Annotated in this window: 20 protein-coding genes and 2 pseudogenes; 13 read left to right on the top strand and 9 right to left on the bottom strand. The window is 60.8% G+C overall.

The window, feature by feature from the left end:
* Window positions 1-131: 131 nt before the first annotated feature.
* The 3 genes from BLP23_RS34020 to BLP23_RS32115 all read right to left on the bottom strand — a co-directional run bounded on the left by BLP23_RS34020 (window position 132) and on the right by BLP23_RS32115 (window position 1,733).
* Window positions 132-296, bottom strand: a complete 165-nt coding sequence (locus BLP23_RS34020; RefSeq protein WP_167364055.1) for a hypothetical protein — start codon at window positions 294-296, stop codon at window positions 132-134.
* 118 nt (window positions 297-414) lie between these two features.
* Window positions 415-1,413 carry a ketopantoate reductase family protein gene (locus BLP23_RS32120; protein WP_092588722.1) on the bottom strand — a complete coding sequence of 333 codons (999 nt, stop codon included), beginning with the start codon at window positions 1,411-1,413 and terminating at the stop codon, window positions 415-417.
* 101 nt (window positions 1,414-1,514) lie between these two features.
* A complete protein-coding gene (locus BLP23_RS32115; RefSeq protein ID WP_092588721.1) occupies window positions 1,515-1,733 on the bottom strand; it encodes a hypothetical protein in 219 nt (72 codons plus the stop codon).
* A gap of 199 nt (window positions 1,734-1,932) precedes the next feature.
* On the opposite strand from BLP23_RS32115, the gene ftsZ reads away from it, so the two are divergent.
* Complete coding sequence (gene ftsZ / locus BLP23_RS32110) at window positions 1,933-2,952, top strand: cell division protein FtsZ (protein WP_092588720.1); 1,020 nt, start codon at window positions 1,933-1,935, stop codon at window positions 2,950-2,952.
* Between the two features lie 64 nt (window positions 2,953-3,016).
* Here the strand turns inward: ftsZ and BLP23_RS32105 are convergent, their stop codons facing one another.
* Window positions 3,017-3,862, bottom strand: coding sequence for an oxidoreductase (locus BLP23_RS32105; RefSeq protein ID WP_092588719.1), 846 nt, complete (start codon window positions 3,860-3,862; stop codon window positions 3,017-3,019).
* 128 nt (window positions 3,863-3,990) lie between these two features.
* On the opposite strand from BLP23_RS32105, the gene BLP23_RS32100 reads away from it, so the two are divergent.
* The gene (locus BLP23_RS32100; RefSeq protein ID WP_092588718.1) at window positions 3,991-4,878 is read left to right on the top strand and encodes a LysR family transcriptional regulator; all 888 of its coding nucleotides are present in this window, start codon (window positions 3,991-3,993) and stop codon (window positions 4,876-4,878) included.
* Window positions 4,879-5,209: 331 nt separating this feature from the next.
* Here the strand turns inward: BLP23_RS32100 and BLP23_RS32095 are convergent, their stop codons facing one another.
* The 3 genes from BLP23_RS32095 to BLP23_RS32085 all read right to left on the bottom strand — a co-directional run bounded on the left by BLP23_RS32095 (window position 5,210) and on the right by BLP23_RS32085 (window position 9,088).
* Window positions 5,210-5,803: a carboxymuconolactone decarboxylase family protein gene (locus BLP23_RS32095; RefSeq protein WP_039844658.1), complete on the bottom strand. Its 594-nt coding sequence runs from the start codon at window positions 5,801-5,803 to the stop codon at window positions 5,210-5,212.
* A 134-nt stretch (window positions 5,804-5,937) separates the two neighbouring features.
* Window positions 5,938-8,325 carry a phosphoketolase family protein gene (locus BLP23_RS32090; protein ID WP_092588717.1) on the bottom strand — a complete coding sequence of 796 codons (2,388 nt, stop codon included), beginning with the start codon at window positions 8,323-8,325 and terminating at the stop codon, window positions 5,938-5,940.
* A complete protein-coding gene (locus BLP23_RS32085; protein WP_092588716.1) occupies window positions 8,282-9,088 on the bottom strand; it encodes an acetate and sugar kinases/Hsc70/actin family protein in 807 nt (268 codons plus the stop codon). Before BLP23_RS32085 ends, BLP23_RS32090 begins: the two co-directional genes overlap by 44 nt.
* Before the next feature lie 346 nt (window positions 9,089-9,434).
* Here BLP23_RS32085 and BLP23_RS32080 point away from each other — a divergent pair, with 346 nt between their 5' ends.
* The 4 genes from BLP23_RS32080 (at window position 9,435) to BLP23_RS32060 (ending at window position 12,371) form a co-directional block, all read left to right on the top strand.
* Window positions 9,435-10,094 (top strand): phytochelatin synthase family protein, encoded by a 660-nt coding sequence (locus tag BLP23_RS32080; protein WP_092588715.1) that lies wholly within the window; start codon window positions 9,435-9,437, stop codon window positions 10,092-10,094.
* Window positions 10,095-10,168: 74 nt separating this feature from the next.
* Window positions 10,169-10,417, top strand: coding sequence for a hypothetical protein (locus BLP23_RS32075; protein ID WP_092588714.1), 249 nt, complete (start codon window positions 10,169-10,171; stop codon window positions 10,415-10,417).
* Window positions 10,418-10,833: 416 nt separating this feature from the next.
* Window positions 10,834-11,508, top strand: a complete 675-nt coding sequence (locus BLP23_RS32065) for a gamma-glutamylcyclotransferase (protein WP_233426893.1) — start codon at window positions 10,834-10,836, stop codon at window positions 11,506-11,508.
* A gap of 50 nt (window positions 11,509-11,558) precedes the next feature.
* On the top strand, window positions 11,559-12,371 hold the full coding sequence (locus BLP23_RS32060) for an alpha/beta hydrolase (protein ID WP_092588736.1): 813 nt from the start codon (window positions 11,559-11,561) through the stop codon (window positions 12,369-12,371).
* Between the two features lie 168 nt (window positions 12,372-12,539).
* Here the strand turns inward: BLP23_RS32060 and BLP23_RS32055 are convergent, their stop codons facing one another.
* Window positions 12,540-12,908: an SRPBCC family protein gene (locus BLP23_RS32055; protein WP_092588711.1), complete on the bottom strand. Its 369-nt coding sequence runs from the start codon at window positions 12,906-12,908 to the stop codon at window positions 12,540-12,542.
* Between the two features lie 379 nt (window positions 12,909-13,287).
* Window positions 13,288-14,535, bottom strand: a complete 1,248-nt coding sequence (locus BLP23_RS32050) for an MFS transporter (protein WP_233426892.1) — start codon at window positions 14,533-14,535, stop codon at window positions 13,288-13,290.
* A gap of 463 nt (window positions 14,536-14,998) precedes the next feature.
* Here BLP23_RS32050 and BLP23_RS32045 point away from each other — a divergent pair, with 463 nt between their 5' ends.
* From BLP23_RS32045 to BLP23_RS32010, 7 genes and pseudogenes are all read left to right on the top strand, one after another.
* The gene (locus BLP23_RS32045; RefSeq protein ID WP_092588709.1) at window positions 14,999-16,246 is read left to right on the top strand and encodes a flavin-containing monooxygenase; all 1,248 of its coding nucleotides are present in this window, start codon (window positions 14,999-15,001) and stop codon (window positions 16,244-16,246) included.
* Between the two features lie 186 nt (window positions 16,247-16,432).
* A pseudogene (locus BLP23_RS32040) lies at window positions 16,433-16,781 on the top strand (HEPN domain-containing protein); the annotation flags it as partial.
* Between the two features lie 131 nt (window positions 16,782-16,912).
* The gene (locus BLP23_RS32035) at window positions 16,913-18,682 is read left to right on the top strand and encodes an adenylate/guanylate cyclase domain-containing protein (RefSeq protein ID WP_092588708.1); all 1,770 of its coding nucleotides are present in this window, start codon (window positions 16,913-16,915) and stop codon (window positions 18,680-18,682) included.
* A gap of 1,084 nt (window positions 18,683-19,766) precedes the next feature.
* Window positions 19,767-19,985 carry a hypothetical protein gene (locus tag BLP23_RS32025; protein WP_092588706.1) on the top strand — a complete coding sequence of 73 codons (219 nt, stop codon included), beginning with the start codon at window positions 19,767-19,769 and terminating at the stop codon, window positions 19,983-19,985.
* A 428-nt stretch (window positions 19,986-20,413) separates the two neighbouring features.
* Window positions 20,414-20,623 (top strand): hypothetical protein, encoded by a 210-nt coding sequence (locus BLP23_RS32020; RefSeq protein WP_092588705.1) that lies wholly within the window; start codon window positions 20,414-20,416, stop codon window positions 20,621-20,623.
* A pseudogene (locus BLP23_RS32015) lies at window positions 20,620-21,207 on the top strand (exodeoxyribonuclease III); the annotation flags it as partial. The gene BLP23_RS32020 and the pseudogene BLP23_RS32015, both read left to right, overlap by 4 nt.
* Window positions 21,208-21,365: 158 nt before the next feature.
* Window positions 21,366-21,603, top strand: a 238-nt coding sequence (locus BLP23_RS32010; protein WP_208603226.1) for a VOC family protein, incomplete at its 3' end; no start/stop codon positions are given.

The raw sequence follows: 21,603 nt of genomic DNA, 5'->3' as shown, positions 1-21,603 counted from the left end.
TGGATTAAATGTCTATTGCCGCTAATTTAGGGGACGCCGGTTAAGGAAGAGTTGGACTGCGCGAGGGTGTGAAGCGCCGGACGCTTCCGCGCTAAGACTGCTCAAACAGCACAGCCAGTGCTTCGGGTACCTCACGACAACTGCCAGAGATTGGCGATGACGACGTAGAGTTCGACAAGGGCAAGCACGATGCCGAAGATCATCATGACTTGCGCCGTACGGCGTTCGCGCATCTGGAGCGCCCCGCCCTTGTGGCGTGAAGGAGGAAACGAAAGGGGCGGAAACATCAGACGCATGGCATTTCACCTTTGCATGATGCTAAAGGCTACCGCCGATACGGATAGGAAATCCATTCGCGCTCACGCGTGAAGGTATAAGAATGTCATAAGGCCGCCTGGCAGGTGCCGGAACAGCCTAGCGCTGATTCTCCCGATCGAGCTGCGAGACCAGCGCGAATACCGTTTCGGAGACCGGCGTCGGCACCGACACAAGTCGTCCCAGCGTGACGATCATGCCGGTGAGGGGCACGATTTCGAGCGGCTTTCCGGCCAAAAGATCCTGCAGCATCGAGGTGCGCACTGCGCCTATGTGTCGGGATTGCTCGAGCCGCTCTTCGATGGTGCTGTCAAAACGGGCGCCAAGCGCGCGGCCGACGGTGCGCACTTCGGTCATCACCTTGCCGACGGTTTCGGCAAGCGCCGGATTGGCCATGATGTCGGTCATCAGTGCTCGCGTCAGGGCGCTGATCGGATTGAAGGCGGCGTTGCCAGTGAGCTTGTTCCAGATTTCGTCGCGGATGCGCTGCGTGGCCGTAATACTCAGGCCGGCGCGGGAGAAGAGCGCGGCAATTGCTTCGAGGTCGGCGGATGGTTCACCGGACGGCTCGCCCAGGATGAAGCGGCCATCGTTCGAGAGCTTCACCTGGCCGGGATTGATCACTTCCGCGCCCTGATAGGCAACGCAGCCGATGACGCGTTGCGGACCGATCAGGCGCCAGAGCCGGCCGCCCGGATCGAGTTCCTCCAACTGCCGTTCGGCATGCTGGCTTTGCCTGTCGCGGTGAAAATACCACCACGGAATGCCGTTCAAGATCATGACGACACGCGTGCCGTCCTTCAGCAGATTCGCGATGCCTTCGGCTGCCGGGCCAAGCTGATGGCCCTTAAGGCCCGTAACGATCAGATCCTGCGGCGGGAGCGCCGATGGATCATCCGTTGCAGCGATGCGGGCGTTGATCGGCGTCTCGGAGCCGGCTTCGAAGAGGTCAAGGCCATTCTTTCTCATCGCATCGAGATGGGTGCCTCGCGCCACGACGGAAATCGTCGCTCCGGTGCCGAGTCCGGTTGCAAGCTTCACCGCGATCGCACCGCCAAGCGCGCCGGCGCCATAGATACAGATGGTCCTGAAAGGCATAGGGAAGGCTCCGCGATCATTGCTGTCGCGCTAGACTTAGGACGCACTCATGGAATGGCGAGCGAAATTATCGCTTACTGAACCGATTATTGACGCGCGCATCAATGGGATGTGACGTCCGCAACAAGCTCATTGCGGCGGAGCTCATCGATCGCTGCAACGGCGTCCTTTGCCGACCATCCGGCGCGGACCGCGGCGGCGATCATCTTCACCTCCACCTCCTGCTCCAGAGCCAGAAAGAGCGGCTCCAGCGCTTCCTGGACTGTCAGAATATGCTCGCGCGGCGAGGCGATAGTCTGGCTTGCGGCTGACAAAGGCATCTCAGCAGTTCTCCTCCCGGCAAATTATTCATGAATCAATACAACTATGCCAACAGGAAAAAAGTTCCATGGGGCATTTCAGAAAGCATACGGCTTGTTCTTTCGCCCTGCCTCTGCCTTGTTGCTCGCTTAGCCTGACACTCGATTCGGTTTGCCGCAACGAGGGCGGGGACGAGAGATGGCATCAAAGGAGAATATGATGACGGACGCCAAGAGCGGGATTTCGGGATTGCGGCCGCGGATCACGGTGATCGGCGTTGGCGGCGGCGGCGGCAATGCGATCAACAACATGATCTCCGAAAATCTGGAAGGTGTCGATTTCATCGCCGCCAATACGGATGCGCAGGTGCTGGCGACGTCCAAGGCGTCGCGCCGCATCCAGCTCGGCGCGCACGTGACCGAGGGGCTCGGTGCCGGATCGCTGCCGGAAGTCGGCCGTGCGGCGGCCGAGGAATCCATCGACGAGATCATGGATCACCTGGCAGGCTCGCATATGTGCTTCGTCACCGCCGGCATGGGCGGTGGCACGGGCACTGGCGCTGCGCCGGTGATCGCGCATGCGGCACGCTCCGCCGGCATCCTGACGGTCGGCGTCGTCACCAAGCCCTTCACCTTCGAGGGCAACCGGCGCCTGAGGACGGCGGAGATCGGCATCGAGGCGCTGCGTCAGGCGGCCGACACGGTGATTGTCATTCCCAACCAGAACCTTTTCCGCATCGCGGATGCGAAGACCACCTTCGCCGACGCCTTCATGACCGCCGACCGCGTACTCTTTGCCGGTGTCGGCTGCATCACCGATCTGATCGTCAAGGAAGGCCTGATCAATCTCGACTTCGCCGACGTCAAATCGGTGATGCGCGGCATGGGCCGGGCGATGATGGGGACGGGTGAGTCTTCCGGCGACGAGCGCGCGCTGAAGGCGGCCGAAGCGGCGATCGCCAATCCCTTGCTCGACGACATCTCGATGAAGGGCGCCAAGGGCGTGCTGATCTCGATTTCTGGCGGTTCGGACATGACGCTGTTCGAAGTGGACGAGGCCGCAAGCCGCATCCGCGACGAGGTGCAGGACGACGCCGACATCGTCGTCGGCGCGATCTTTGACCGCAATCTCGACGGCAAGTTCCGCGTGTCCGTCGTCGCAACGGGCCTCGACGCTGAGCTCTCCGCATCGGCACCGGATGCCGTCGCTCAGCAGATCCATACGCGCACGCTTCAATAAGGCGCGATTTCGCTCCGCCCGCGGCTTTTCCGCAGGCGGAGCGAAATGACTGGCAGCAGTTCCGTCAAGCGGCCGCGTTTGCTTGAAAATCCGTCGAGACGGCGAGTTCGCGCCATTCGGCAAGCTCTTTGGCCACGCTCGCATTCTGTTCCTCGATCTTCGCGACTGTATCGCTTCCGAAGGGCATGCGGAGCGGCGGGTTTGCCGCGTTCGCAAGAGTGATGATGCCGGCTGCGAGCCTTGCCGGGTCGCCCGGCTGGGCATGGTTTGCATCGGCTGCGAAATCGCGCATGTTGCCGGCCGGCGTGCCGATATAGTCCGGGATCGAGGCCGGGCTGACCGCCAGCGAATTGTCGGCGAGGAAATCTGTGCGGAAGAAACCCGGCTCGACGATCGTCACCTTGATGCCGAAGGGCTCAAGCTCGACGGCCAGGGATTCCGACAGGCCTTCGACGGCGAACTTGGTCGAACCATAGACGCCCCAGCCGGGATAGCCGAAATAGCCGCCGATCGAGGAAAAGTTCAGGATGTGTCCCGAGCGCTGGCGGCGCATATAGGGCAGGACGGCACGGGTAACCTTCAGGAGGCCGAAGACATTGGTGGCGTAAAGCCTTTCGACTTCCTCGGCGGTTGATTCCTCCACGGCGCCGAGCAGGCCGTAACCCGCATTGTTAGCGAGGACGTCGATGCGGCCGAAGCGTTCGACGGCCTTTGCCGCGACCTCTTTCGCTTGCCTCTCATCGGTGACATCAAGGGCGGCGGCGATAAGGTTCGGGTGTTCGCCGAAGTTGTCGGTGACGCTCTTCGGATTGCGGGCTGTGGCGACGACTGCATCGCCGGCTGCAAGCGCTTCCTTCGTCATCAGCGCGCCGAAGCCGCGGGATGCACCAGTGATGAACCAGACTTTCATGACACGTTCCTTTCAGGCTCTTAGGTTCTTGGTGTCTGCATCTCTGTGCCGACGGGAGGAATTTGACCGAAAATGCGCTGCTGTATAAGATTTGTTATTATCGAAACTATGATGAGTGAAATTCAGCAATGCGCGCCACCGAGCTTTCCGAACTTGCAGCTTTTGCCGCCGTTGCCCGGCACCGGAGCTTCAGAAAGGCGGGCGAGGAGAGGGGTGTGACGGCCTCCGCCGTCAGCCATGCGGTTCTCAATCTCGAGGACAGGATCGGCGTCCGGCTTTTGAACCGGACGACGCGAAGCGTCTCGCTGACGGAGGCAGGCGAACTCCTGAAGTCACATCTCGATCCGGCCTTCGGTGAGATCACCGCAGCGCTCGATGCGCTGAACCGGTTTCGCGACACGCCCTTTGGCAAGGTCAGGATCAACGTTCCGAATTCGATCGCGCCTTTCGTGATCGGCCGGGTGATTGGCCCGCTGCTCGAAAAGAACCCGAACCTGCAGCTCGAAATCAGCGCCACCGACCGCCTGATCGATATTGTAGAAGAGGGTTTCGACGGCGGGATAAGGTTTGGGGAGCGGGTGACGGAGGGCATGATCGCCTTGCGCATCAAACCGCGGCTGCGCCTGGTGGTCGTCGGTTCGCCTGCCTATTTTGAGCGGCGGCCGAAGCCGGTGACACCGCACGACCTGAAGCGCCATCTCTGTATCCAGAACATGTTTCCCTCCGGCGCGCGTTACCCATGGGATTTCGCGAAGGACGGGCAGGTGATTACCTTCCATCCGGCCGGCCCGCTTTCGCTCGATGACCACGAACTGATGACCCAAGCTGCCCTTGGCGGCGTGGCGCTCGCCTATGTCTGGGAAGACCGCGTGGAGAAGATGATCGCGGCCGGCGAACTCATCCAGGTACTCGACGACTGGTGCCAGCCGGAAGAGCCGCTCTACCTCTACTACCCCAGCCGACGCCACATGCCGGCGGGGTTCAGGGCAGTGATAGAAGCGATGAAGGCGGAATAGCGCTAGGCGTTCTGGGTTCTGGGGCACCTCTTGCCGCGGTGACCTCATCAAGACAACTGGCGAGAGGAGAGCGGCGGCTCATGCGTGCGCGCAGCCTCGATGGTGCCGGCGAGTCTGCCACGCCGATTTCGAGGCCCGTCATCCGATGTTGGCCAGGCGTAAAATTGCGGCACCAATGCCAAGTGTCTTTGCCCTTGCGTTTCCGATATGCCATGTCTCCTCTATATCGGCCCGTATACTGGCGAAAGGAGGCAGGCGATATCGCTCATCCACTCCACAAACGGCTGCATGCGGCAGGTTGTGTAAAGCGGCAGAGCGATTGCAGGTTGCGTCAGGCGAGTCCCGTAACCGGGCGGCCGACGGTGAGTGCCTTTCGGAGATTGGGGTCGAGCCGTTCGGCATAGACATGGTCCGGTGCCGCGCCCAGCGCATCCAGCATCTTCGAGAAGAAGCAACGGGCTGCCGCCGCCGCGGTGATGTCGAAGATCTCGGCATCGGTGAGCTGGTGCTTCTTCAGCCCGTCGACATCCTGCTGCGTCACCGAGGTCGCGTCGCGCACCACTTTGGCGGCAAAGGCCATGACGGCGCGCTCGACGGCATCGATCGGCGCCTTTTCCGTCTCGTTCGCAACGGCGGCCAGCCCGTCATTGGTGAAGCCCTCGCGCAACAGCACGGAACCGTGGGCCAGCATGCAATACGAGGATTTGAGCTCCTTTGCCGCCGCCAGTGTCACCAGCTCGTAGCGCCTGGGGCTCATATGACTGCGGATGCTCGAAAGCAGGGCACCCCAGTTCTCCATCACCTCGGGCCGGTGCCCGAAGGCGCGGTACATGTTTGGCAGATAGCCGTAGTTCGTTTCGGCGGACGCGTACATGGACGCGGTTTTCTCGCTGGCGGACGCATCGGGGGTGTGGATGAAGGGCATGGTGTGATCCTCCTCTATGATGCATGAAGGATAGGCGGAAAAACGCCGACGGCAATCCGCGGGACGGTCTTTGTGCGCTCCGGCGTGCCTTGACGTTCGGCGGAGCCTCAAGACGGCAGGCGCCGCCGCCCGCCTCATGACGCCGGCCATTTCCAGTTGCTGACCTCGGGCATGTCCTCGCCATATTCCCGGACGTATGCGTGGTGTTCGGCGAGTTTCACATGCAGCCGGTCGAGAACGTCCGGCACCTTCTCCTTCAATCCCGGCACGCGCTCGATGGCTTCGATGGCGAGATGGAAGCGGTCGAGCTCGTTCAGCACCGTCATGTCGAAAGGCGTCGTCGTCGTTCCTTCCTCGATGAAGCCGCGAACGTGGATGTTTTCGTGGTTTGTGCGTTTGTAGGTCAAACGGTGGATGAGATAGGGATAGCCGTGATAGGCGAAGATCACCGGCTTGTCCTTTGTGAAGACGCGGTCGAATTCATCGTGCTCCAGGCCGTGCGGATGTTGCTCCTTGGCCTGCAGCGCCAAAAGGTCGACGACGTTGACCACGCGTATTTTCAGATCGGGGATCGTCTCGCGAAGGAGGCTGACGGCGGCAAGCGTTTCCATCGTCGGCACGTCGCCGGCGCAGGCCATGATCACGTCGGGCGCGATCGTGTTGTCCTCGTTGCTGGCCCATTCCCAGATGCCGATCCCGGCCTTGCAGTGCTCGATCGCCTCATCCATCGGCAGATATTGCGGCTCCGGCTGCTTTCCTGCGACGATAACGTTGACGCGGTCGTAGGTCTTCAGGCAATGGTCGCCGACCCAGAGCAGTGTGTTGGCGTCCGGCGGCAGGTAGATGCGGACAGTATCGGCCTTCTTGTTGGCGACGAGATCGACGAAGCCCGGATCCTGATGGGAAAAGCCGTTGTGATCCTGCCGCCAGACATGCGAGGTGAGCAGGTAGTTGAGCGAGGATATCGGCTCTCGCCACTCCAGTTCGCGGGTGACCTTCAGCCATTTGGCGTGCTGGTTGAACATTGAATCGATGATGTGGATGAAGGCTTCGTAGCACGAGAACAGTCCGTGCCGGCCGGTCAGAAGGTAGCCCTCCAGCCAACCCTGGCAGAGATGTTCGCTCAAGACCTCCATGACCCGGCCGTCGCGGGAAAGATGCACGTCATAGGACTCGATGTTCTCCATCCAGACGCGGTCGGTCGCCTCGAAGACGCTGCCGAGGCGATTCGATTCCGTTTCATCGGGGCCGAAGATGCGGAAATTCGCGTTCTTGGCGTTGAGCTTCAGCACATCGCGCAGGTACTGACCGAAAACCTCGGTCGACTGCACGGCCTGGCTGCCGCGGTGCCCGATCTTGACCTCGTAATCGCGGATATCGGGGAGGGAGAGCTCCGCGCGCAGCAGGCCGCCATTGGCGTGCGGGTTAGCCCCCATCCGGCGGTTGCCCTCGGGCGCCAGCGCCTGCAGGTCGTCCTTCAGGCGTCCGTCCGCATCGAACAGGTTTTCCGGCTCGTAGCTGCGCAGCCAGTCTTCGAGGATCTTCCGATGGCCGTCGTCGCCGCGGCAGTTGGAGACCGGCACCTGATGGGCGCGCCAGAAGCCCTCGACCTTCTTGCCGTCGACTTCCTTAGGCCCCGTCCAGCCTTTCGGGCTGCGCAGCACGATCATCGGCCAGCGCGGCATGCCGGCGCCGCCCGAGCGCGCTTTGGCCTGGATGTCCTTGATCCGGTCGAAAACCGCGTCGAAGGTGGCCGCCATCTTGCGGTGCATGTCGGCCGGCTCGTGTCCCTCGACGAAGAAGGGCTGGTAGCCATATCCCTGGAAGAGATCACGCAGATCATCGTTGCTGGAGCGGCCAAGAATCGTGGGGTTGGCGATCTTGTAGCCGTTGAGATGCAGGATCGGCAGTACCGCACCGTCGCGGGCAGGGTTCAGGAACTTGTTCGAATGCCAGCTGGCGGCAAGCGGGCCGGTTTCGGCCTCGCCGTCGCCGACGACACAGGCGACGATCAGCTCCGGATTGTCGAAGGCGGCGCCATAGGCGTGGACGAGGGCATAGCCGAGCTCGCCGCCCTCATGGATCGAGCCGGGCGTTTCGGGTGCTGCATGGCTGGGAATACCGCCGGGAAAGGAAAACTGGCGGAAGAGCTTGCGCATGCCGTCCGCATCCTCGGAAATATCCGGATAGATCTCGCTATAGGTGCCTTCGAGATAGGTGTTGGCGACCATGCCCGGCCCGCCATGCCCGGGTCCGCACATGTAGATGATGTCGAGGTCGCGGGCACGGATCATCCGGTTGAGGTGCACATAGATGAAGTTCAGTCCCGGCGTCGTGCCCCAGTGGCCGAGCAGACGCGGCTTGATATGCTCGGGCATCAGCGGTTCGCGTAAGAGCGGGTTATCCAAAAGGTAGATCTGGCCGACGGAAAGATAATTGGCGGCCCGCCAGTAGCGGTCGAGCAAAGTGAGGTCTGCGTCAGAAAGCGGGGAAGGGTCGGTGTTCGAGGTGTGCTGTTCCATGGATTTCACCTGTTCGAAACATGTTCAGCCTCAATTCTAGCGGCTTGGGCCGGGCCGATTCTTGATCTGGATCACCCCGCACGAAGAATAGCGAGCGCCTCGTCGGCAATAACCTGCTCCTCGTCCGTGGGGATGACGAGCAGGGCGGCCACGACCTTTCCTCCGGCCACCTCAGGCGCCTGCCGCTTGAGCGCGTCGGCGATGAATTTGTAAGACAGGCCGTGGAAGCCGTAGCGCCGCACGCCTCGTCATGCAGCGATCGCGGGATCGCCAGGCGCCGGACGAGATCGTCCTGCGTCGCGTGGAAGGCGGTGTCGAACGAAGCCGTTTGCAGCATGTCGGGTCGCAGATCCTGCAGCGCGCGGATCACCCGGAGCGCCTGCGGCTGGTGCAGTGGGGCTAGCGGAACTATCGCCTCGATCTCGCAGATCGCCTGCGCGTCGAGCGCCGCGGCCTCACGAAACCGAAGGCCGCCATGGACGACGCGATGGGAGGCAAGCTTCAGGGAGCCGGGCGGCAGTTGAGCCAGTAGGTGATCCAGCGTGCCTACGATGACCTCGGCAAACCGCTCGCCATTGTTGCCCGAAAGCGGGCGCTCGAAGCTCTCGTCCCCCAGCGAGTAGCGCAGGACGAGCGCGCTGTCGTCGAAGTCGATCTTTCCTTTGCCGATCGGCCGGGCGGCGCCTGTGCCGGCATCGAAGATGCCGATCTTGAGCGTCGATGATCCGGCATTGAAGGTCAGGCAGACTGCGTCGGCATCCATACTCGCCTCTGCGCACCGAAGGACGGCCGCAAGAACCGCCGTCGTTTTCGTTATCTAGGGCCCTTCATCGCCCGCGTAAACTGTGGCGGCTGACGGCGTGCGACGCAACCCGGAACTGCCGTTGCAAGCCGGACAGCCGAGACAAGAAGAAGCCCGCCGGAGCGGGCCAAGGTTGGGAGGTCTTCCCAGGGGAACTGGAGTCACCGCCTGATGTTAGGCTACCGCGGGCAAAAATTGAAGTACGTTCGGCAAATTTCCGCGCTAGGGGCAGCCACGGCTTGCATCTCGTTGCTGTTGCGGCTGCTCTGAAGTATCGTCTGGTGCTCGTCCACGGCGAGGTTCGGCGATGAAACGCGGGTGGATTTTCGGTTTAATTGCTGGCGTCTGCCTGTCGGCCGCAGCCGTATTGTATCTCATCAGCCCGTCCAAGGTTTCGCCTGATCAGATCAAGGCCTCGGTCACCCAAGCGCCGGATCTGATCAACCGCGCCTGGGTGCTCCCGGTAGCCGCCACTTTCAAGTCGAACGTCACGTGGCAATCGAACGGTTCGCGTTGCGGCCCGGCGAGCGTGGCAAATGTGTTCCGATCGATCGGCGAGGAGGAGACGACGGAAGACGAGGTCCTCGACGGCACGGGAAAATGCTGGACGGGCATCTGCATCATGGGGCTGACGCTTGATGAACTCGCCGAAGTCGCAAAGGCACAGACCACAAGGGACGTTTCGGTCCTCCGCGATCTTACGAGCGAGGCGTTTCACGAGCATATGAGGCGAGCCAACGATCCCGGCCGCCGCTACATCATCAATTTCAGCCGTGAGAGGATTTTTGGCGCCGGCGTCGGCCACCACTCACCAATCGGCGGCTATCTGGAAACCGAGGACATGGTGTTCGTTCTCGATGTGAACGAAGACTTCAAACCCTGGCTGATCGAGCGCGAGCGCCTTTTTTCTGCGATGGATACCATGGATGGCGACAAAAAACGAGGGTTGCTGCTGATCGACGAATAGCGTTGTCCGCAGGCGTCATCATCTCGTCATCTTTAAGAGCGACCGTCTGGCATGGACGAGCTTGAGAGGCTTCCATGAATCACCGTCTCAACCATTACATAGAAATCACCAGCCGTATCAGATCGGGCAGGAGGTTCTGCGAGTTCATTGCATCGGGCGGAACGGTATGGGACCAGCCGGCAGGCGCTCCATGGCGCAATGTGACGATTGAGGTGATGGAGCGGGAGCGGCAGAACGTGGAGGAGCTGGAACGCATCAGGCTTAGGCTTTATCCCGATCTGGCCGCCGAAGACGTGTCGCCGCCGCTCTACAACAGCCACTGACAGCTATCGCAATTCGCCTGGGGGCCGAAAGCGCAAACGATCAGGCCCGCACCCCTCGAAAGGCAAGGGCGGATGTGCGTCACTTTGGGCGGAGGCCAATCCGAGAGCAACGTGATGCCGAACCTCGCGGACACGCTGGATATCTTCGGGTGTCGGCGATCCTTCGACTTCACGCAGTTAACGATCGTGGCCACCTTCCGCGAGAAACCGGTCGAACAGCAGCGATGGCTCGTCGGTCACTCAAAGCGACGGAACTCACTTTTTGCGTCGATATCGACTACGGGTCAATCCCAGTTGGCACGACATCACGCGGATGCTAACTGGCGAAGCGTTAACTGGCGACACGGGCTTTGCTTGGAAGTATCATTTATCAGCAATAGTCACTTCAGCGGTATGATCTAATGCGAACCCGTCAAATGGCGCTCACGCCAGAGCATCTGGCTCAGGTTCATCGCCTCTTGGAGGATCCTGGTCCGGACCCAACCTGGACCTATCACGCCGACCAAGACTATAAGGCCATCGTGGATCGCCTGCTGGCCTCGCATCCCGGTGGGCCGGACGCGTGGCTCTTTGCCTACGGCTCCCTGATCTGGAAACCTGAGCTCGTCCATGTTGAGGCACGCCGCGCTACGGCCAGAGGATGGCACCGCTCCTTCTGCTTTCGGATCGAGCGGTTCCGGGGCACCAAGCACAAGCCGGGACTGATGATGTCGCTCGACCGGGGCGGCCAATGTCGGGGCGTCGTCTTCAGACTGCCACCGGACGATCTGGAACGTCAGTTGGACAAGCTGGTGCGGCGTGAGATCACGGTGAAGCCGCCCAACAACATTCCACGCTGGGTCACCGTCGAAACGGATAAGGGATCGCTACGCGCCATCGCCTTCGTGATGAATCGGCAGTCGCGCTTCTACACGGGCAGACTGCCACCTGAGGAGGTTGCCGACGTGCTGGCGGAAGCTTGCGGTCACTGGGGTTCCGGTGCCGAGTATCTCCACAACACAGTGGCGCATCTCGAGGAGCAAGGCATCCGCGACCGCAACCTCTGGCGCTTGCAGGCTTTGGTTGCGGAGCGGATCACACCCAATGCATAGTTTGGCGCCCTGGGCCGAATGAAATGAAGGCCACGCGGAGACATGCTGCCGTGAGCGCCACAAGACTTTTACTGATCCTGCCGCTGATGGCGGCTTTCGTTTACTTGGCCCTTGTAGGCCTGCTGTATTTTTCTCAGCGTGCTCTCCTCTTTCCCGGTGCGAGCGCCACACCTACTCCAGAGCGTGCGCGCTGGGGCGAGAACGTATATATCCAGACGCCCGACGGAGAGGTGCTTCATGGACTCTACAGCCAGGGCGAATTCGACAAGCCCTGCGTGCTGCTCTTTTTCGGAAACGGTGACTTCGTCGACAATTACAGCTTTCTCGCGCGGGCGCTGGCCGAACGCGGCGTTGGAATGCTGGCCATTTCCTACCGCGGCTATCCGGAATCGACGGGCTCGCCGAGCGAGGAGGGGCTGCTGACCGACGGCATTGCCGCGTTTGACTGGCTTTCGGTACGCTCCAAAAGCAACATCATTGTGCTAGGCCGGTCGCTTGGCACCGGCGTCGCAGTGAACACGGCCGCGCACAGGCCGGCCCTCGGCGTCATCCTGGTGTCCCCGTACCTGTCGGTTCTGTCAGTGGCGCAGACGCATTATCCGTTCTTTCCGGTTGCGCTTCTTATCAAGGATCCCTTCCGTTCAGACCTCAAGATCGCGAAGGTAAAACAACCGAAGCTGTTCATCCACGGTCGACGTGACGAGATCATTCCCTTATCTTCGGGCGAGGCGTTATACCGCATCGCTCCCGAACCCAAGCAAATGCTGATCTACGACGGCTCGGGTCACAACGATGTTTTTAACGACAGAATGGTGGGCGACGTGATCCGCTTCATCGAGACGCTGAGAAGAGACGTCCCCTAGAGCTGTGGCCATTTAAAATTACGGCAATGACCATTTGAAAGCCAAGTGGTGACGGGAAACTCGATGTCCCATCACAAGCCCGCGACCGACAATCGGTCCCAAGAGCCCGGCACGACCGCGGGCTCTTTTGCACGGGACCAATCCTTCCCCGCGTTGCCGACCTACGGATCAGTTTCCGCTCATTTCGGCAATCTTGTCGAGACCGGCTTTGTAAATGCCGCTGATGACGTCCTTGGCCTCGCTGTCCGATTTGCCCTTCGCGTCAAAGGTGCTTTTCCAGTCCACCTTGGTCCGATCTCCTTCTGCCGACACGCTGATCGTGGCGCGATAGTTTTCGACGGGCAGCGGTGAATCGATGATTTCATAGGTGTAACTGGTATCCGTGTGCTCGACGAGTTCTCCTTGATTGTGCCGCCGTCGGAGGAGGTCTTGAGCGTGCGATAGGTCGCACCACCTTCCTCGCTCTGCGCGCACTTCGATATGGCGGGATGCCAAGTCTGAATGGCGCAGAAGTCGCGATCTTTTGCCAGACCGCATCCGGTTTGCCCGCCACAGTGGCGGAACTGGCGACCTCCAGCGCGGCAGCCGATTCGACCAGAAGGCCTATTGCCGCAATAGCGCACGCCAGGGTTCTAAGATACAGCCCGCACTGAAATTCTTGCCCGGCGGTCCCGCAAACGGGGTCAGAGACGACTGACAGCCGGACAAGCAGCTAAGGTTGCCCGTTCCAAACGAAAGCGACCCAAGCCAGACCAAGCTCGTCACCTTCCGATGGTGCGATGCTTCTGCTAACAGCCGATGACCTCGCCCGCAGAATTGAGGATCCGTCCCCCGACATCCCCGACGGCCAATTATCCGGCCGACGGCGCGTGTCGCTGGCATGACGCTAATGGATCGGTTGAGGCGAGAGATGCAGTCAGCGCTCCTCCGGCGGACGATGCTTCCGGAACATGAAGAGCAGCAGGATATCATAGAGGATCTTCAGTGCCGCTGCGGCGACAAGCGGCCAGCCGAAACTGGAAACGGACATCAGCCAGCCTGCAAGAAGGGGACTCGACGCTGCCGCCAGGCTCCGTGGAACGGACGTGACGCTTGCAGCCGCCGCCCGTTCACCTGGGGTGACGATCGCCATGACGTAGGAGGTGCGGGTCGGAACGTCCATCTGCGACAGGGCGCTTCTAATAAGAAACAGAACGATGGTCGTCGAAAGATCGGGAACGAAGGGGATCAGCAAGAGGCAGAGGCTTGAAGGCAGGTGGGTGAAGACCATCGTGTTCACGAGTCCAATCCTATTGGAGAGGCGGACCGCGACCAGGTAGGAAGCAGCAGAAAGAACTCCGGACCAGAAGAAGATCGCTCCCGTCGCCGCAAGAGACAGCCCGAAGCGATGATAAAGCCATATGGCCAGAAGAGACTGTACGATCAGACCGCCGGCGAAGGCGTCGATGCTGAAGAGGGCGGCAAGCGTCAGGACGAGCGTCCTAGACTTGTGCAGCGGCTGTGGCGGGGATGTCTGGATGTCAGCCCGCTCGCGCGGCACGCGCCGATACAACAGAAACGACGCAAGTCCCACGGCGGCGTAGAGCAGGAACACGGGCTGCAAGGCCTGTCCGACGCTAAGTCCCATCATGATCTGGAGAAGCTCAGGAAGTCCTGCAGCGAGGGCTCCGAGAGCTCCAAACAGCGAGCCGACCAGGCTATAGCGCGCGAACATTGCGGTACGGTCCCTGTCGGAAACGCTGTGAGCGAGCCTAGCATGCTCCAGAGGCAGAAAGACGCTCACGTCGCCGGAAGACGGATTCAGCGTTCCGACGAACGCCACGATCAGCAGCGGCCAGAAGTCCTTCACAAGGAAAAATGCGAGACCCGTCAGCGTCATCAGCATCGCGGCTGACAGTAGCATCCGGCGCTGGGAGAAATGGTGCGAGAGCATGCCCACCGCCAAAGTGAGGATGGCCGACCCGGCAAGCGTCGCCGTGGTCAGCACACCTACCTCGAACAGATCGAAGCCGATGGACGCGAGGTAGATCGGCAATGAAAGGCTGACGAGGCCGTCCGCAAAGGCGCGCATTCCACGCGACGCGAGGAGGCGACCGGCGATCGGATCCGCGCTCGCGGGAAGGGAGACAAGAGAGTATGCTCGTTTCGCCAAGGACGCTGTCACGTTCTGATCTCTCCAAGCGTCGTAGCATTGACGCCAGCTTCACCTCGCAGCCGTCCAGATCATGCCGGCCAGGGCGCAGGACAGCAGCGTCGTGATTACCGAGGCCTTGAACCGGAAGATCGCGACCGCCGCCACCACGGAGAGGATCGCCCCGGAACGACGATAGAACCGACGACCGGCGTGTCCAGGACCCAAGCTTGAAGCCTATGCGTTCGTGTCCACGACGCAGCCCCATATCTGCCGAATGAAACGCTATCGCATTAGATTTTTCCAGAGTTCGGTAGCGAATGCCACGAGCTATTTTGAGGTTGGCCGCTTCGAGCCACATCCAGTACTTGATATTGATGTCACGAAGGCCCCCGTCACGACCCCAAGCAGACTCTGAAGGAACCTTTAGCGGGACCTCCTCTAGTCTCGCATGAACCCGAGGCGTAGGATGCACCAGACCTTCAGGGGGGGACGCATGGGCGAAGTTCTCGACGTAGTCGTGATTGGCGCTGGCTCGACTGGGCTCGGCGTCAGCTACTTCCTGAAGCAGGAAGCCCGCGAACACAAGGTGCTTGATGGAGGTCGAATCGGTGAGACGTGGCGAACGCAGCGGTGGGACTCGTTTCGACTGAACTCGCCGACTATCCGCTCCGTATTGCCCGGCGATTCCTATCGGGGACCGGACCCTTGGGGCGCGATAACCCACCACGAGTTCGTCTCTTACCTCGAAGACTATGCGGAGCGACACTCCTTGCCGGTAAGCACTCAAACCTCGGTGAAGGAGCTGACGCGAGAAAATGGGCTTTTCCGGTTAACGACTGTTCCCGGCGTCCTTCTGGCACGCAACGTAGTGATCGCCACTGGCGACCAGAATCGACAGGTCCGGCCGCCGGAGGCGGCAAATTTGCCGGTTGAATTTCGCCAAGTGGACTCTTCGGCCTATCGCAACGCGGCCCAGCTTGAGGATGGCGCCGTGCTGGTGGTCGGCAGCGGTCAGTCGGGCGGCCAGATTGCTGAGGACCTGGCGCTGGCTGGGCGCGTCGTGTTTCTGGCGACCAGCCGCAACGGCCGTTGGGTGCGGCGCTATCGCGGAGGCAACATACTTAATTGGCTGACGCTGTCCGGCTTTCTCGACGTCCCGCGCAAGGAACTCGTCCTCCCGTCAGGTAAGGTGCCGGCCCGCGCGCTTGTCGGTGCGACGCACACGATCAGCCTGCAATCGCTGAGCGCACAAGGCGTCGTGTTGCTCGGCCGATTCCGAGGCGTGGAAAACGACAGTCTGGTTTTCGGCGATGAGCTCCACGCCCATATGCGATTTGCCGACGAAGTCTCCGCAAACACCAAGCGCCACGTTGACGAGTACATTGAGCGCGCCGGCCTTGATGCGCCGCCAGCTGAGGCTGATCCAGCCGAGACGGTCGAACCGCGCATACCCGATCCTTTGATCCGTACTATGGACTGGAGGGCGTGCGGCGTCAGGTCTGTGGTGTGGTGCACCGGCTTCACCGGCGACTTCACTTGGATCCACCTCCCTGGCGCGCTCAATGCAGTCGGCCAGCCTGTCCACGTCGACGGCGTCGGTGCTGTTCCGGGCCTCTATTTCGCCGGCCTCGATTTCGGATCGACGCGGAAATCAGGCACTTTACCGGCTCTCGCAGAGGAAGCGGCTCGTCTCGTGGAGCAACTCGTCAAAGGCGGAGCCACCCACCGCCTGAAGAATTGAAAGAGGGTTCTCAGCGGTGGTCTGGCATGACAGAGCAGCGTTGCTGTGCTCAACCGCCTATGACGCTGCGTGATTGCAATCCAAACCGAAGCCGGATTGGGGGTCTTTTCCGCCGCGCTGCAGCAAGCGAGGTCCGTGGGTCGCGACACACTGCTGAGATTGATGCAAGGATTGAACAGGGAGGTCCTGCACCAAGCAAATGAGCATGCATTTGCGCGGCGCTCCTGACGCTGACGAATTACAGCCCGCCATCGCACAATTTGAAGTTCCTGAGGGGACTGGCTGAAGATCAGGACCGCCGCTTGATCGACGCTTGGCCACGTGACCACCACCGCTATACCCCCTGGTACAACATCCTCAACGAAACCTATGTGAAAGCGCGCTACTCGAAGCACTTCGAGGTCACCGAGGAGGCACTCGGCGGCTGCTCGAGCGAACGGAGCAGCTCCACTGGATTGTCGCGGCGATTTGTAAGGAGCGTCGTTCAGAACTGGAGCAGGCAAGCGCTGCCAACTGGCGACCAAACCTGCAATAAGAAGGTCGGCAGGGGCGAATTGATCCTTACAGTCTCGTTAGGGCCGGAAAATCCGGCTTCCGTTTTCATGGTACGCGACCTGACTATTCCGACCTGCTAGGATACACTTCCAAAGCAGGTTCGGGGCCGAGATGACCGAAGGGCAGATCAACCGCAAGCTTAGTGCGATCCTTGTCGCCGATGTCGTCGGCTATTCGCGCATGATGGCAAGCGACGAGGCCGGCACACTGACCGCCCTGAAGCATCACCGGCAATCTATCTTCAATCCTGCGGTCGCCCGGCACAACGGCCGGATCATCAAGCTGCTCGGCGACGGAGTTCTCGCTGAGTTCGGCAGCGCTGTCGATGCGGTCAATTTCGCGCTTGCGGTGCAGCGCACCCCAACTGCGGGGGCCGATACCTCCCATCGCGGAATTGTCCTTCGCATCGGGATCAATCTGGGCGATGTGATCATCGATGGCGACGACATTTATGGCGATGGGGTGAACATCGCCGCGCGTCTGGAGCCGCTGGCGGAAGCTGGTGGCATCTGCATCGCGTCGATCGTCAAGGAGAGCATCATCGGCCGCATCGACGCGGCGTTCGAGGATGGCGGCGAGGTCCAGCTCAAGAATATTGACCGGTCGGTCCGGATCTGGAGATGGCGCCCGACCGGCGAAGCCGACTCTGGGCGCGCCGTCTCGCTCAAGGGAGTGCACAGCCCCCGGCCTTCGCTGGCCGTGCTCCCCTTCCAGAATATAAGCAGCGAGGTCGAGCAGGAATATTTCGCCGACGGCATTGTGGAAGACATGATTACTGCGCTCAGCCGATTCCGCTCCTTCGCTGTGATCGCGCGCAACTCCTCCTTCGTCTACAAGGGCCGCGCAATCGACGTGCGTGAGGTCGCCCGCGAGCTTGGCGTGCGCTACGTGCTGGAAGGCAGCGTGCGGCGAGCCGGCGCCCGGCTACGCATCACAGCACAGCTCGTCGATGGCGCCACCGGCGCGCACTTATGGGCCGAGCACTACGATGGATCTGCGGAGGAGATCTTCGATTTCCAGGATCGCATCACCGAGAATGTCGTGGCCATCGTTGAGCCGCAGATCAAGATCGCCGAGATCGCCCTTTCACGAAGGGAACGGCCGGAAAGCATCGAGGCATATGACTTCTACCTGCAGACGATGGGGAGCTTCTACTCCGACGTGCCGGACCGGAATGCCGCGGGTCTCGCTCTGATCAGCAAGGCAATCGACCTTGAGCCGAATAATGCGAGCTACCTTGCAACTGCGGTCATGTTGCTGATGCAGCGTGGTACCCAAGGCTGGAAGCTGCCCGGTGTCGACGATCAGCGGGCACTCTGCTCGAGCTACATCGAGCGTGCTCTTGCTCATGGTCATGGCGACGCGAGCGTAGCGGGAATTTGCGGCAACACCCTGATCCAGTACATGAAGGAATACGATCGAGGTTTCGAGCTGGTCCGCCAGGCGGTCGCCTTTAACCCTAACAACCTCGATGTGGTCAATTTCGCCGGCGTCGCGCACCTGCACTGCGGCAGCCTTGATGAAGCCGTCACATATTTCCTTCGCGCCGAGCGGCTGAGCCCCAACAGGCTGGGTGCGCACTGGAACCTTACCGGTCTGGCCCATGTAGAAATGGTACGTGGCAATTATGAAGAGGCGCTGATCTGGGCGCGCAAGTCGATGGCGGCCAATGCCTATTACGGACCATGCTTCTGGATGCTGATTGCCGCCAATGCGCGGCTTGCGCGGATGGAGGAAGCCCGGCGGCACCTCGCGGCCCTGCTCGCGATATCGCCTGGTGTCACCGTCGCCGGCATCCGCGCCGGCCAAGCCGCCAAGTACCCCGAGCGCATCGAGCCGATCCTCGAAGGCTTGCTGCTCGCCGGCATGCCGGAGGCCTAAACCAAACTGAAGAAGCGAACGAGCAGGCGGATTGTCAGCGGGGCACGGCGGCCCGAAGTGCAAGAAACAAGTGCGGATGGCATTAGACTTATTCCGATGACCGCAATTGGCGCGCAATCCGGCCAAGGCAAAGCTTCCGCAGGGCCGGAAGCGGTCATCAGACCCATGATGCGGTTTCTAAATACCTCCGAGCATCCAGGTCAAAAGCAATAGGAGGGCTATCAGCGTCACCAAGAGGCGGATTGTCCCGCGCTTTCCGCGTGGCAGCATCCTTAGAAATGACACGGTACGCCTTTTTCTGTGCCTTTTCCGCGTCGCCCTTGAGGTCCCTCGTCTCGAAATGCTGCTTCGTCTCGTTTTGTAGCACGTGTGTCTCCACTTCCTTCGACCGAAGACAAGCAACATAAGGCTCTTCGTCCATGGCTGCGACTGGCGGCGCAAAGTGGCCGCGACACCTGTCGGTCCCGAGCCGGTCATCAGGCTGTCGCAAAAGTCGACCGCATGCCCGCAGCGTGCCGAAGCACATGTGGCGAACCGCGCTTCAGAGCGCCGAGTTCTCCCATGACGTGGTAGTCAGATGTCTCCGCTAACTTTGCTGCTCGGAGGCTATTTAGTACGCCGAGCTTGCTATCTGGACCGATCGGAAATCGCGGACGTTAGGGAACTGCCTCGGCATAGTCTCGGGCTCGGGATAAATTCCGGATCTCCACATCGATACGCTGAAGGTGAAGAGCCGAAACTTCCACTGACGTAGGGGGTGACGGAGTGCGAGCGTCTCGAGCCGGTCCAAAAAGTGGTTCGATCGATCCAGAATCTGGATCGTTCTGCTCGGAGGTTCGACGCCTCGTCGTTAGCGCGCCGGAACTTGCCGACCGGTTCAGCGTTGCCGTCGTTGAGGAGGAGTTCCAATGTCAATCCCTTTCGAGCCTATTGTACCGCCGCCGGATCCTGACCGTATTCCCGGCGAGGAGTCGCTTCCCGATCCCGAACCCGAGGGCGCCGCGCCAGTCGGTCGGATGTCGGCACACTGCCCAACAGGGGAACTCCATTTTCGAGGCGTCCGTCTGCAATCCGAGGGTCGGCCATGAGCGAAGATTGGAGAGCTGATCTCAAGGCAGCGCTCGAGGACTTCGTAGATACCTATGTGGTTAGGGGCGCGAAACAGGCTGACGTCTACGATGCTATCATCGAGGAAACTGGCAATCTTCGGGCGAACTACGAGCGGGATCCTGATCCAGCCGAAGATCGTGCGCGAGCCGATGTCGAGGAACCGTCGAACGACTGGCCCGGCGCTCAGCGCTGAGCACCAGGCAATAAAAAAGGCCGGGGCGAAACCGCACCGACCTTCTCGACATCGCTCTTCACACCAGTGCCAGTACATCCGTGGTCAAAAGCAGATAAGCGACTTCGGCAGTCGCGAACGCTCGCATGGAGCGCTCACCAGCAACGCCGATGAGGTGTAGATAGCCGATGATTGTGTTGGTTTCAAGGGCGCGGAGGGGATGCGACGTCGATCTTCTAGCCGGCATCTCCGCGAAACGAGGCCGGGTCAACGCTGGAACCTTCGTTAGGGACGGAGGTTAACTGCGCGAGGTCGCGGTGTGTCAATCGGACACGACGGAGATGATGAACGCGCCGGTTTTTCCGATTTCTCGGCGCGGGCAACGAAACGCCAGGCGAGCATCTAACCCGTCCGCCGCGACCTTATCCCTTCTGAAAGGCAACCTCGCCATGATCGATCCACCGAGCACCCAGCCAGATAGTCCGGAACGAAAGGTCGAGCTCGACCAAACTGTCGACTACGCCGTCCAGATCCTCGTGGAGGAGGCCCACCTCGTCGGTTGGACCCGCGTCGAGTTCCTGACCGCAATCCTCGACGCCGCGAACGCCCGGTTGTCGGCGATCGAAGAGGAACGCGAACTTGAAGCAGGCGGCAATTGAAGATCGCGACCTACAACGTCAACGGGGTGAACGCTCGTCTCGAGGTTCTTCTTGGGTGGCTCGCTGAGGCGTCGCCCGACGGTTTGCAAGAATTGAAAGCGCCTCAAGAGAAGATTCCGATCAAAGCGATCGAAGAGACGGGATACGGCGCGGTCTGGCAAGGTCAGAAATCTTGGAACGGCGTCGCCCTGCTTGCCAAGGATCAGGAGCCACACCTGAGGCGGAAAGGACTTCCGGGCGATCCGGACGACCTTCACAGCCGATACATCGAGGCGATCGTTAAAGGAATCGTCATCGGCTGGCCTGCATCCTCCGAATGGCAACCCGTATCCGGGCCCCAAGTTCGACTACAAGCTACGTTGGTTTGAGCGGCTCCATGACTATGCTGCCGAGTTGCTGGCGCTTGAGGTGCCCGTTGTGCTTGCCGGCGATTATAACGTCATGCCCAGGGAGTTCGACGTCTACAAGCCCGAGCGCTGGGTGAACGACACATTGTTCCGCGACGAGATCCGTGATGCCTTCAAGAACCTCGTCGCCCAAGGTTGGACGGATGCACTTCGCAAGTGCACCCGGACGAGCGTATTTGCCTGTCGGCCCGAGGCGTTTGGCCTGCGCAAGACGAGAGAGGTTAAAAGAGAGCAGCGATTTTGATCATGATGTCGGATCGCGGGCGGCTGGCGCGTCATCGTACCATCAGGTCGGGCTTTCGATCTGAAGGACAACGAACCAGGAGGACGACGCAATGCCTAAGAACACCATTTGTCTATGGTACGACAAGGACGCTGAGGAAGCCGCCCGCTTCTATGCCGACACCTTTCCAGACAGCAAAATCAGAGGCATCATCCGTGCGCCCGGCAAATACCCCGACGGAGAAGAGGGAGCCGTGTTGGTCGTCGAGTTCACGGTGGCGGGTGTTGCGTGCATCGGATTGAACGGCGGCCCCACATTCAAGCACAGCGAAGCCTTCTCATTCCAGATCA

The organism is Rhizobium mongolense subsp. loessense, assembly GCF_900099775.1.
Taxonomy (GTDB): domain Bacteria; phylum Pseudomonadota; class Alphaproteobacteria; order Rhizobiales; family Rhizobiaceae; genus Rhizobium; species Rhizobium loessense.
Note: the sequence above shows the minus strand (reverse complement) of the source record. Positions and strands in the feature narration are given on the sequence as shown.

What these genes read in the sequence shown, in the direction of transcription:
- BLP23_RS32095 (WP_039844658.1), bottom strand. Translation starts at nt 5,803, where the DNA reads ATGCCCTTCATCCACACCCCCGATGCGTCCGCCAGCGAGAAAACCGCG.
- BLP23_RS32080 (WP_092588715.1), top strand. Translation starts at nt 9,435, where the DNA reads ATGAAACGCGGGTGGATTTTCGGTTTAATTGCTGGCGTCTGCCTGTCG.
- BLP23_RS32025 (WP_092588706.1), top strand. Translation starts at nt 19,767, where the DNA reads ATGAGCGAAGATTGGAGAGCTGATCTCAAGGCAGCGCTCGAGGACTTC.
- BLP23_RS32085 (WP_092588716.1), bottom strand. Translation starts at nt 9,088, where the DNA reads ATGGATGCCGACGCAGTCTGCCTGACCTTCAATGCCGGATCATCGACG.
- BLP23_RS32055 (WP_092588711.1), bottom strand. Translation starts at nt 12,908, where the DNA reads ATGCGGTCTGGCAAAAGATCGCGACTTCTGCGCCATTCAGACTTGGCA.
- BLP23_RS34020 (WP_167364055.1), bottom strand. Translation starts at nt 296, where the DNA reads ATGCGTCTGATGTTTCCGCCCCTTTCGTTTCCTCCTTCACGCCACAAG.
- BLP23_RS32115 (WP_092588721.1), bottom strand. Translation starts at nt 1,733, where the DNA reads ATGCCTTTGTCAGCCGCAAGCCAGACTATCGCCTCGCCGCGCGAGCAT.
- ftsZ (WP_092588720.1), top strand. Translation starts at nt 1,933, where the DNA reads ATGACGGACGCCAAGAGCGGGATTTCGGGATTGCGGCCGCGGATCACG.
- BLP23_RS32065 (WP_233426893.1), top strand. Translation starts at nt 10,834, where the DNA reads ATGGCGCTCACGCCAGAGCATCTGGCTCAGGTTCATCGCCTCTTGGAG.
- BLP23_RS32075 (WP_092588714.1), top strand. Translation starts at nt 10,169, where the DNA reads ATGAATCACCGTCTCAACCATTACATAGAAATCACCAGCCGTATCAGA.
- BLP23_RS32020 (WP_092588705.1), top strand. Translation starts at nt 20,414, where the DNA reads ATGATCGATCCACCGAGCACCCAGCCAGATAGTCCGGAACGAAAGGTC.
- BLP23_RS32100 (WP_092588718.1), top strand. Translation starts at nt 3,991, where the DNA reads ATGCGCGCCACCGAGCTTTCCGAACTTGCAGCTTTTGCCGCCGTTGCC.
- BLP23_RS32105 (WP_092588719.1), bottom strand. Translation starts at nt 3,862, where the DNA reads ATGAAAGTCTGGTTCATCACTGGTGCATCCCGCGGCTTCGGCGCGCTG.
- BLP23_RS32045 (WP_092588709.1), top strand. Translation starts at nt 14,999, where the DNA reads ATGGGCGAAGTTCTCGACGTAGTCGTGATTGGCGCTGGCTCGACTGGG.
- BLP23_RS32120 (WP_092588722.1), bottom strand. Translation starts at nt 1,413, where the DNA reads ATGCCTTTCAGGACCATCTGTATCTATGGCGCCGGCGCGCTTGGCGGT.
- BLP23_RS32035 (WP_092588708.1), top strand. Translation starts at nt 16,913, where the DNA reads ATGACCGAAGGGCAGATCAACCGCAAGCTTAGTGCGATCCTTGTCGCC.
- BLP23_RS32090 (WP_092588717.1), bottom strand. Translation starts at nt 8,325, where the DNA reads ATGGAACAGCACACCTCGAACACCGACCCTTCCCCGCTTTCTGACGCA.